The following is a 10,427-nucleotide window of genomic DNA, read 5'->3' as shown; positions in this document are numbered from 1 at the left end:
TTTGCCGACGCAAAGAAGAGTGACCGGCAGCCCCCGCAGGGGGATGTCGTATGGCCCTTGGGTGCAAAAACCAACGCCGCTAAAAGAGACAGCAAACCCGCCATGCACCACCCAACACCCTTACCCCTCCCCCATCTCCCTCAACCTCACCTTCAACACCTTCCCCGTAGGATTACGCGGCAACGCCGCCACCACCCGCAACGCCCGCGGCAGCTTGTACCGCGCCAGCCGCGGCTCCGCAAACGCCTGCAGGGCTTCCAGCGTCAGGCTGGCGCCCGGCTTGAGCGCCACCACGGCAACCACATGCTCGCCCCAGCGCTCGTCGGGCGCGCCGATCACGGCGACTTCGGCGATGGCCGGGTGCTCATACAGCACGCTTTCGACTTCGGCCGGGTAGACGTTCTCGCCGCCGGTGATCACCATGTCCTTCAGGCGGTCGCAGACGTAGTGGAAGCCTTCTTCGTCGACATAGCCGACGTCGCCGGTGCGGAACCAGCCGCCTTCGTAGAACGCCGCGGCGGTGGCTTCCGGGCGGTTCCAGTAGCCCTTCATGATGTTGCCGCCACGCGCGCAGATCTCGCCGCGGGCCTGCGGCTCGGTCAGTGGCTTGCCGTCGAAGTCGCGGATGCAGACTTCGGTCATCATGGCCGGCGTGCCACAGGAGCCGAGCTTGTCCTGCGCGCGCTCCGGGGCCAGGAAGGTCGTCGCGGCGGCCGTCTCGGTCAGGCCGTAGCCCTGGTTGACCGGGATGCCGCGCCCGGCGAACAGGCGCAGCAGCGGCTCGGGCATGGGGGCGCCGCCGACCGAAATGGTCCGCAGGCTGGACAGGTCCGCCTGCGCGAAATCCGGGTGCTGGCTGACGAACAGCAGCATGGCGGGCACCGCGAAGCTGACCGTCACCCGGTGCTCGGCCACCGCCTGCATGACGGCTGCGGGGTCGAAGCTGCGCTGCAGCACGAGATGGCCGCCCGCCATCAGGATGGGCAAGCTCACGCAGCACATGCCGCCAACATGGAACAGGGGCGCGAAATTGAGCGCGACGTCGGTGCTGGCGAGGTCGCTCAGCATCATCACGTTCAGGTTGTTGGCCCAGAAGTTGCCATGCGTGAGCATGGCGCCCTTGGGGTGTCCGGTGGTGCCCGAGGTGTACATGATCGCGGCGATATCGTCCGGATCGGTGGGCACGGGCGGCAGCGCAGCATCGGCTTGCGCCATCCGCGACAACAGGCCTTCCCAGCCCGGCGCATCGGTGCGGCGCAGGTAGCGCTGGCACTCCAGCGTCGGGCGCGCTTCATCGATCAGGCCGGCGTAGTCTTCATCGGCAAACAGCGTATGCACGCCGGCATCGTTAAGGATAAAGGCCAGCTCCGGCCCGGTGAGCCGGAAATTGAGCGGCACGAAGATGGCGCCCAGCCAGGCGCAGGCGAACTGCGTCACCAGGAACAGCGGGTCATTCAGGCCCAGGTAGCCCACGCGCTGGCCGCGTCCGACGCCACCCGCCGCCAGCACGGCAGCCACCTTCTGGGCGTCGGCCACCAGCTCGGCATAGGTCCAGGTCTGCCCGGCGCAGGTCAGCGCGGGGCTGCGGGGGCTGCGCGCAGCGCGGCGGCGCAGCCATTGCGCCATGCCGAGCGCCAGGAAGGCGGCGCTGTCCGCTTGGGTGGACGATGTTGTCGACGATGCATTGTTCATAGGCTGCTACCTTGTTCAGTCGTTGCAGACACCGCCAGCGCGGCCTGCCCGGCGCGCGCCTCGCCGGTTGTTTTACCTGCCGGTCCAGACCGGCTTGCGCTTCTCGTTGAAGGCGGCCAGGCCTTCGCGCGCGTCTTCGGTCATCGCCAGCAGCGCGATCTGGCTTTCGGTATAGGCGATGCCTTCGGGAAAGCTCATCGACGCCATGGCTTGCATGGCGTACTTGCCGCGCCGGATGGCGGTGGGCGACTTGTCGGCCACGCGGGCGACCAGCCATTCGGTGCGCGCGTCCAGCTCGCCCGGCGCGGCCAGGTGGTTGACCAGGCCGGCGGCCTTGGCCTCGGCGGCGGAAAACGGCTCGCCGCTGATGCACCACTCGCGCACCAGCCGGGGCGGCGCCAGCGTTTGCAGCAGACTCAGCACTTGCATCGGGAACACGCCCACCTTGACCTCCGGCAGGCCAAACAAGGCGTTCTCGGCGGCGACCGCCATATCGGTCATGCACAGCAAGCCCATGCCGCCGGCCATGCAGGTGCCGTTGATCCGCGCAATGCTGGGCAGCGTGGCTTGCTGGGATTCGCGCAGCATGTCGGCGTAGTCCACATTAGGCTGCGAGAGGTCGAAGGCAAAGCCCTTGCCTGGCTGCAGGTCGCCACCGGCGCAGAAGGCCTTGTCGCCGGCACCGGTCAGCACGATGGCGCGGATGGCGGGGTCTGCGTGCGCAGCGCGGTAGCCCGCCCGGATGCCGGCCACGACTTCCTTGTTGATGGCGTTGCGCTTGTCGGGCCGGTTGATGGTGATCCAGAACGCGGCGCCGCGTTTTTCATGGAGGACGGCTGGGGTTTCCGATTCGCTCATGGTGCTCCGCTGGTTAGTCTGTCTCTATGGGTTGGGAAGCGGTCTGATGGGTGCCGTGGCAACAGGCTCAGGCCACTCGGAGGGCTCAGGCGGCAGCCTTGACCGGCTCCGCCGGCGGCGCCTCGAACTCGATCTCCGCGATCACGCGCATGGCGGCGGCCTGATCGCCAACCTGTACGTGCACGGCGCCAACCCGGCCGGCGGCCGGGGCCACGTGGATGTGCTCCATCTTCATGGCTTCCAGCGTGACCATGGGCTGGCCCGCCTCGACCTGGTCGCCGATGGCCACCATCACGTTGACCACGCGGCCATTCATCGAGGCGCGCAGCTTGCCGTCCCCGGCAGCCTCGCCAGCCCTGGCGGCAGCGGCCCGGGTGTGGTCCTCGATGCGCAGCGGCGTGCCCTGGTAGTGCAGCAGCAGCGTGCTGGCGTCGCGATGGAAGGTGGCGCTCTCGACCAGGCCATCGCAGCTGAAACGTACCGAATGCGCGCTTAACGCGATGGTCTCGAAGGCAAAGCGCGCCTCGCCCATGGCAACCACGAAGCGATTGCCTCCGCCATATGCCAGGCTGGCCTGATGCTCCGCCCCGTTGACCCGGTAGCGCAGGCCGATGGGCAGCGTGGGGGCCAGGCTCGCGGCTGGCTCGCCCGGCTGGCGCTCCGGCGAGGTTTCATACAGGAGCAGCGCCGCCAGCGCGGCGGCCCGCTGGCGTAGTGCCGCATCGGGTTGCAGCAGCGCGTCCTGGTGCTGGCCGATGAAGGCGGTGGTGGCCTCTCCCCCGGCAAAGGCGGGATGGGCGAGGCAGCGGCCAAGGAACACCTGGTTGGTGGTCACGCCAAGCGCTACCAGGTCCGCCAGGCCTTGCGACAGCTTGCGCCGCGCTTCGTCGCGTGTACCACCGTAGCTGATGAGCTTGGCGATCATGGAGTCGTAGTACGGCGGGATTGTGGCGCCACTGCCCAGCGCGTGCTCCACGCGCAAGGCGCACGGGGCCTGCCACAGTGCAATCTCGCCGCTTTGCGGCATAAAGCCTTGATCGGCGTCTTCGGCGCACAGCCGCACTTCGATGGCGTGGCCGGAAAAGCGCACGTCTTCCTGCTTGAGCGGCAACGGCTCGCCTGCGGCAATCCGCAGTTGCAGCGCCACCAGGTCCAGGCCGGTGATGGCCTCGGTCACGGGATGCTCCACCTGCAGCCGCGTGTTCATCTCCATGAAGTAATAGTTGCCGTCGCGGTCGAGCAGGAACTCCAGCGTGCCCGCGCCTTCGTAGCCGATCGCCTTGACGGCGGCCACGGCGGTAGCGCCCATGCGGGCCCGCAGCTCGGCGCTCACCGCGGGCGATGGCGCCTCTTCGATCAGCTTCTGGTGGCGCCGCTGCACCGAGCAATCGCGCTCGCCCAGGTGGATGGCGTTGCCATAGCGGTCCGCCAGGATCTGGATCTCGATATGGCGCGGTTCCACCACGGCCCGCTCCAGGATCACCTCGGGGTCGCCGAAGGCGCCCTGCGCTTCCGAGCGCGCGCTGCGCAGCAGCTCGGGAAAGGCCCGCGCGTGCGGCACCAGCCGCATGCCCCGCCCGCCCCCGCCTGCCGTGGCCTTGATCATGACCGGGAAGCCGATGCGCTCGGCCTCGGCGCACAGGCGCGCCTCGTCCTGGTCCTCGCCCTGGTAGCCCGGGATGCACGGCACGTCCGCGGCCATCATCAGCCGCTTGGCGCCGGCCTTGTTGCCCATGGCCACGATGGACTCGGCCGACGGGCCGATGAATACCAGCCCCGCTTCGCGGCAGGCGCGGGCAAAAGCGGCATTCTCCGCCAGGAAGCCGTAGCCGGGATGCACGGCATCGGCGCCGCAACGCCGCGCTGCCTCGATGATGGCGTCGATGCGCAGGTAGGACTGCGCCGGTTGCGCCTCGCCGATATACACCGCCTGGCCGGCTTCCTGGACATGGCGCGCGCCGGCGTCGGCGCTGGAGTAGACCGCCACCGTGCGGTAGCCCAGCGCGGTGGCGCTGCGCATCACGCGCAAGGCGATTTCGCCCCGGTTGGCGATCAGGATCTTTTGGAATGGCGTGGGCTGCTTCATGGTGGCCTGGTCTGCTCTCTTGTCTTTAGCTTTGAACGCTTACTTCGACTGGGGGAAGGTGCCCATGAACTTGCACAGGATCTGCATCATGACTTCGTCGGCGCCGCCGCCGATGGAGGTGAGCCGCCCGTCCCGGAAAATGCGCGAGATCGGGCTCTCCAGCACGTAGCCCATGCCGCCCCAGAACTGCAGGCAGCGGTCCGCCACCTCACGCGACAGCCGGCCGGCCTTGAGCTTGGCCATGGTGGCCAGGCGGGTGGCATCCTCGCCGCGCACCATCATCTCCACGGCGCGCCAGCACAGGGCGTGCAGCGCTTCGACCTCGGTCTGCAGCTCGGCCAAGGTGTAGTGCACCCACTGGTTGTCCAGGATGGAGCGGCCAAATGCCTTGCGCTCGCGGGTGTACTCGATGGTGAGATCGATCGCCTTGGCGCATCGGCTGGCGGAGCTGAGCGCGCCCCACAGGCGCTCTACCTGGAACTGTTCCATCTGGTAGGTAAAGCCCATGCCTTCCTCGCCGATGCGGTAGCGCTGCGGCACCCGCACGTCGTCGAAGTACAGCTGCGCGGTATCGGACGAGTCCATGCCGATCTTGCGGATCTTCTTGGCCACTGAAACGCCGCGGGTCTTCATTGGCACCACGATCAGCGTCTTGTTGCGGTGCGGCGCTCCGTCCGACGTATTGGCCAGCACGCAGCAGAAGTCTGCCTGGGTGCCATTGGTGGTCCACATCTTGCCGCCGTTGATGATGTAGTCGTCGCCGTCGCGCCTTGCAGTGGTCTTGATCGAGGCCACGTCGGAGCCGCTGCCCACCTCCGAGACGCCCAAGCAGGCCACGTACTCGCCGCGGATCGCGGGCGCCAGGAATTCGCGGCGCAGCTCCGCGCTGCCGTGGTGGGCCAGGGCCGGGGTAGCCATGTCGGTCTGCACCCCGATGGCCATGGGCACGCCGCCGCAGTTGATGTCGGAGAGCGTTTCCGCCAGCACCGCGCTGTAGGAGTAATCGAGCCCCATGCCGCCATCCTCTTCCGGCTTGGACAGGCCCAGCAGGCCCAGATCGCCCATCTTGCGGAAGACGTCATGCGCGGGGAAGATCTCGGCCTCTTCCCAGGCGTCCACGTGCGGATTGATCTGCTCGGCGATAAATCGCTTGATGGTGGCGCGCAGCGCCTCGTGTTCGGGTGTCAGTAGCATGTCGCTGGTCTCCGTTCGTTCTTTTGCATGTCTGTTCTGGCTGAGTCGCTGGTCGTCAGGGCCGCGCAACCCCGAATTGCATGGCTTGCGGCGTCCTGGCATCGCCCTCGCGGCAGACCGCCAGCACATTGGCCAGCACCGCGCGCGTATTGCGCGGGTCGATCACGCCGTCGTCCAGCACGTGGGCGCTGGTGACAAACACGCTCATCTGGCGGTCGAAACGCTCGACGATGCCTTTCTGCAGTGCTTCCAGCTGGTCGGCATCGGCCTGCCCGCCTTTGCGCTTCATGGCGGCCTCGGTCACGATGGCCATGGTGCGCGCGGCCTGCTCGCCGCCCATCACGGCGGTCTTGGCATTGGGCCAGGAGAAGCAGAAACGCGGGTGGAAGCCGCGCCCGCACATGCCGTAGTTGCCCGCGCCGAACGACGCGCCGCAATAGATCGTGATCTGCGGCACGGTGGCGTTGCTCACCGCCTGGATCATCTTGGAGCCGTGCTTGATGATGCCGGCTTCCTCATAGCTGCGGCCCACCATGAAGCCGGTGGTGTTGTTCAGGTAGAGGATGGGCGTGCGCGACTGGCAGCAGGCTTGGATAAAGTGCGTGGCCTTGGTCGCGCCGGCCGGATCGATCGGGCCGTTGTTGGTGATGATGCCCAGCGGCCAGCCCTCGATCTTGATATGGCCGCATACGGTGGCGCCGCCGTAGTTCTCGCCGAACTCCAGGAAGTCGGAATCGTCGGCAATGCGCGCGATCACCTCCTTCATGTCGACAGGCCGCTTATGGTCCATCGGCATCACGCCGAGCAGCTCCTCGGCATCAAAGCGCGGCGGCTTGTAGCTGCGCGGCGCGGCGGCGGGCTGGTCGCGGTGCCAGTCGATCTTGCCCAGGATCTCGCGGGCGATGCGCAGCGCATCGCGGTCGTCCTCGGCCAGGTAGTCGCCCAGGCCGGAGACCGAGGTATGCATCACGGCGCCACCGAGCTCCTCCTCGGTGGCCACTTCGCCCGTCGCTGCCATCAACAGCGGCGGGCCTGCCAGGAAGGCGCGCGAGCGGCCGCGCACCATGATGATGTAGTCCGACAAGCCGGTCTGGTAAGCCCCACCCGCCGTGGACGAGCCATGCGTCACCGTCACCACCGGCAGCCCGGCAGCCGACAGGCGCGCCAGGTTGCGGAACAGGTTGCCGCCCCGCACGAAATCCTCGACCTTGTAGGTCATCAGGTTGGCGCCGGCACTCTCCACCAGCTGCACATAGGGCAGCTTGTTCTCGAGCGCGATCTCCTGCACCCGCAGCTGCTTGTCCAGCCCCTTGGGTTGCAAGGCGCCGGCGTTGATGCCTGAGTCCGAGGCGCTGATCATGCAGCGCAGGCCCGACACAAAGCCGATGCCCGCGATCAGGCCGCCGCCGGGCACGCTCTTGTCCAGGTCGGGGTTGTCCAGCCCCAGCCCGGCCAGCGACGACAACTCGATAAACGGTGCGCCCGGGTCCAGCAGCAATGCCAGCCGGTCGCGCGGCAGCAACTGCCCGCGCTTCTCGAAGCGCTCGCGCGAGGCGGCGGACAAACTGGCGGCGCGCTGCTCGAAGGCGCGGATACGCTCCAGCAGTGCCAGCATGCCGGCACGGTTGGCCTGGAATGCTTCACTGCCGGCGGAGAGTCTGGATTCGATATTTGCCATGTGGGTTCACTGTTCAGGGGCGGTGCGCCGGTGTGAAGCCATGGTAGGGGTGGGAGCCGGCAGGGTCTTGCGAGAACTGGCTGTGCTGCTTCGCGCCGTTCTGCCTTTGCGCCGATCTTCCTTTGTGCCTTTGTGTGACAGATGCCGGAAGTACGTCAGCCCACCCGCAATTGCACCCTGAACTTCGGCAGCAACGCGCTCGGCGCATAGGAGAGCTTGGTCTGACGGAAGTTGTCCAGCCCCATGTCCTGTTCGAAATTCAGCCACGCTACCGGGCGTGGATACGCCGTGCAGAAGTGGTGGAACATGTACTGGTAGATGCCCTTGCAGGCTGCCAGGCCTTTGGCGAAGCGCATGGCGAAGACCGTTGGGCGGATCTCCTGCGCCAGCACGAAACCCACGGGCTGCCCTGCTATCTCGTACAGGAAGCCTTCCAGGCCGAGTCGTTCGGCGTGTTGGAGGGCCTCGCCGCAGGGGGTGTCGTCGGCTTCGCCGTGCGCCTTGTGCTTGGCTTGCATCCAGCCTTCATGCACGGCCAGGGCCTGGTCGGCCAGCCCCGGGTGGTAGGCGCGCGCGGTGACGGCATGCGTGGCCAGCAGTTGCTTCATCAGGTTGCGCTTCTTGGCCAGCGTCGTGCCGCGATAGGCTGTGAAGTTGGCGGCGGGATAGAGATAGTCAGCGTCGGCGCGCGATGCCGTCCAGGTGAAGATGGCGGGGTCGAGCCGCGCGACCTGGGCCGTGGACAGCGGATAGAAGCAGGCGTGCTCGCGCAGCAGCGCCCGCAGCACGTCAACCGGTGCGGTTTCCAGCGCGAACAGCGGCAGCACGTGGCGCGCGCCGTCATAGGTCACACCGCTGATATGCGGATAGTCGCCGCCGACATAGCGGTAGGCGTGCGCTTGCCGGAACAGGTACAGGTTGGCGAAGGCGTGCTCGGAGAGGCAGGTTTCGCCGGCGTCGGCGCTGAGCTTGCGCAGCGCTGCGTCGATCCCGGCGGCAAGCGCCGGGACCAGCGGCTCGCCGTGCGCGGCCTGAATGGGCGCTGCGGTGCCGTTCACCCTGCCGAAGCCGTGCGCAACACGCGCGTGCCGGCAGCCGGCCCGGTGGCGGGCGGCCCGGCGAAGCACTGGGCCTGCGCCAGCCATTGCCGGGCCGGCCCGGCGCTGTATTGCAGGCGGGTATCGTCCAGATGGCGGCGCTGCGTGACCAGCAGGCAGAAATCTTCCGCGCTGCCGCGCACGTAGTTGTCCTGCTGCGGTTCGTTCCAGGTCCACACGCTGCCATCGGGCGCGCTCAGCGCGATATAAGGCGCGGGCCCCGGCACCGGCTCACCGCGGTTGACGAAGGTCCAGCCGTAGGTGGTGGCGCCGATATGCGCGATGTGCTTGAGGCGGGCGGTGGGCGCGCGGGCCTGGCCCGCCGTATCCCAGATGTCCTGGCCATGGGCCCAGGTCTCCATCAGCCGCGCGGTGGCAAAGCTGCGGGCGCTCATGGGTGGACCGTACCAGGGCAGGCGGGATTTGGGGTCGAGCGCGGCCAGCGTGCGCACCAGCTGCTCGTACAGTGGCTGCCAGTACGCCAGCAAGGCGGGGCCGTCCAGGTGGCCGTAGGTATCGCGCGCCACGGCGCTGATATGCCCGCCTCCTGCCATCAGCGCATTGAGCGCTTGCGCGTCGCGCAGGAAGGCTTGCGGGTCGGTGGCAGCCTGCAGCGCGGTCTGGTCGAAGTAGCACAGGTGGGCGATCTCGTCCCAGGCGCTCCAGTCATAGAAGGCGCTTGGCTCGCGCCATTGCGCGGGGGTGAGCGTGGCGCAAAGGGCGGCCAGCTCGCGGTACTCGTCCAGCAGGTCCTGGCAGGTTGCTTTCATGGGGCGTATCCGGCTGCCGTTGGCGGCAGGCTTGGCAAGGTTCGATGGCTTCGATTCTGGCGCGCGGCGCGCCATTGGTCTTGTGCAAAGTGATCGCCGCCTGGCCAGCTACGCGGGGCGATAGGCAGTCATTGGCGGCAGGCCATGCAGCGCGAGCTTGCGCGAGCCCGCGAAGATGTCGCGCGGCTTGAGACCGTACACGCGGCGGATGGAGTGGCTGAAGTGCGTGGAATCCGGATAGCCGGTATCCAGCGCGACCTCGGCCAGGTTGGCCTCCTGGGTGACGTAGTGCAGCAGGCTGCGGGCGCGCTTCCAGGTGCGGAACGTGCGGAACGGCGTGCCGACCTCCTCCTTGAACAGGTGCAGGAAGCGGGAAAACGACAAGTTGGCGTCGCGCGCATGGTCGCTGGCGGCGCTACGCCCGCCCGGGTCGGCCTTGATCTGACGCACCGCCGCATCGATGCGCCGATCGAGCGCACGCGGCGCCAGCGGCTCGCCCAGCAGCAGCGCATCGAGCAGCCCGGCGCCCAGCTCCGGCCGCCGCATGCCGCGCAACTGGGTGATCAGGTCGCGCGCATGCTGCGCCATCCGCGGGGCCGCCAGTGCGCCGCCCGGACCGCGCAGCGGCAGGGGCAAGCGGGACATATCGACGGTCTCGGGCTCGATCAGGAAGCCGCACAGGCTGCGGCTGTCGGAAGCGATGCGGTGCGCAGCGTAGGGCGGCACGAAGGCGATCTCGGCGGTTTCCCACTCGCCATCCGCCACGCTCAGGCGAAACGGCGCGTCCAGCGCCACATAAAGCAGGATGGCGCCGATCGAGCGCACCGACGGCGCGCCGAGCAGCCCAACGTAGAGCACGCGGTCGGGGTCGATCCACATGAAACTTCCGCTCGGGCGCCTGCATGGCAGGTCCGTGGCGTCCGGTGTGCATGGCAAAACTGGCTGCATCTGGGTCTCACTGTTCGCGGCGCCGCGCGTGGCGGATGTGGCGGATGTGGCTGATGTGACTGACGGCTGGCGCCTGGTTCGGCAAGAACGCGCGGGCAGCCGCC

The 10,427-nt window shown here is 67.9% G+C and carries 8 protein-coding genes; all 8 read right to left on the bottom strand.

What is annotated here, in order from left to right; genetic code table 11:
• Positions 1-120 precede the first annotated feature (120 nt).
• Positions 121-1,692, bottom strand: a complete 1,572-nt coding sequence (locus tag AC1RQC_RS23155) for an acyl-CoA synthetase (RefSeq protein ID WP_492884764.1) — start codon at positions 1,690-1,692, stop codon at positions 121-123.
• A gap of 72 nt (positions 1,693-1,764) precedes the next feature.
• Positions 1,765-2,550, bottom strand: coding sequence for an enoyl-CoA hydratase/isomerase family protein (locus AC1RQC_RS23150; RefSeq protein WP_492375246.1), 786 nt, complete (start codon positions 2,548-2,550; stop codon positions 1,765-1,767).
• 85 nt (positions 2,551-2,635) lie between these two features.
• Positions 2,636-4,636: an acetyl-CoA carboxylase biotin carboxylase subunit gene (locus AC1RQC_RS23145; protein WP_492884762.1), complete on the bottom strand. Its 2,001-nt coding sequence runs from the start codon at positions 4,634-4,636 to the stop codon at positions 2,636-2,638.
• Positions 4,637-4,675: 39 nt separating this feature from the next.
• The gene (locus tag AC1RQC_RS23140; protein WP_492375248.1) at positions 4,676-5,830 is read right to left on the bottom strand and encodes an acyl-CoA dehydrogenase family protein; all 1,155 of its coding nucleotides are present in this window, start codon (positions 5,828-5,830) and stop codon (positions 4,676-4,678) included.
• A gap of 55 nt (positions 5,831-5,885) precedes the next feature.
• Positions 5,886-7,508, bottom strand: coding sequence for an acyl-CoA carboxylase subunit beta (locus AC1RQC_RS23135; RefSeq protein ID WP_492375249.1), 1,623 nt, complete (start codon positions 7,506-7,508; stop codon positions 5,886-5,888).
• A 155-nt stretch (positions 7,509-7,663) separates the two neighbouring features.
• Positions 7,664-8,566 carry a phosphatidylglycerol lysyltransferase domain-containing protein gene (locus AC1RQC_RS23130; RefSeq protein WP_492884760.1) on the bottom strand — a complete coding sequence of 301 codons (903 nt, stop codon included), beginning with the start codon at positions 8,564-8,566 and terminating at the stop codon, positions 7,664-7,666.
• Positions 8,563-9,375: a TIGR03084 family metal-binding protein gene (locus AC1RQC_RS23125; RefSeq protein ID WP_492375251.1), complete on the bottom strand. Its 813-nt coding sequence runs from the start codon at positions 9,373-9,375 to the stop codon at positions 8,563-8,565. The genes AC1RQC_RS23130 and AC1RQC_RS23125 overlap by 4 nt, the downstream gene beginning before the upstream one ends.
• A gap of 108 nt (positions 9,376-9,483) precedes the next feature.
• A complete protein-coding gene (locus AC1RQC_RS23120; RefSeq protein ID WP_492375252.1) occupies positions 9,484-10,254 on the bottom strand; it encodes an AraC family transcriptional regulator in 771 nt (256 codons plus the stop codon).
• Positions 10,255-10,427 lie beyond the last annotated feature (173 nt).

It is taken from the genome of Cupriavidus sp. GW822-FHT03E04, from assembly GCF_058801495.1.
Note: the sequence above shows the minus strand (reverse complement) of the source record. Positions and strands in the feature narration are given on the sequence as shown.

Coding starts and splice junctions, on each gene's coding strand:
- AC1RQC_RS23155 (WP_492884764.1), bottom strand. CDS start 1,692: ATGAACAATGCATCGTCGACAACATCGTCCACCCAAGCGGACAGCGCC.
- AC1RQC_RS23150 (WP_492375246.1), bottom strand. CDS start 2,550: ATGAGCGAATCGGAAACCCCAGCCGTCCTCCATGAAAAACGCGGCGCC.
- AC1RQC_RS23145 (WP_492884762.1), bottom strand. CDS start 4,636: ATGAAGCAGCCCACGCCATTCCAAAAGATCCTGATCGCCAACCGGGGC.
- AC1RQC_RS23140 (WP_492375248.1), bottom strand. CDS start 5,830: ATGCTACTGACACCCGAACACGAGGCGCTGCGCGCCACCATCAAGCGA.
- AC1RQC_RS23135 (WP_492375249.1), bottom strand. CDS start 7,508: ATGGCAAATATCGAATCCAGACTCTCCGCCGGCAGTGAAGCATTCCAG.
- AC1RQC_RS23125 (WP_492375251.1), bottom strand. CDS start 9,375: ATGAAAGCAACCTGCCAGGACCTGCTGGACGAGTACCGCGAGCTGGCC.
- AC1RQC_RS23120 (WP_492375252.1), bottom strand. CDS start 10,254: ATGTGGATCGACCCCGACCGCGTGCTCTACGTTGGGCTGCTCGGCGCG.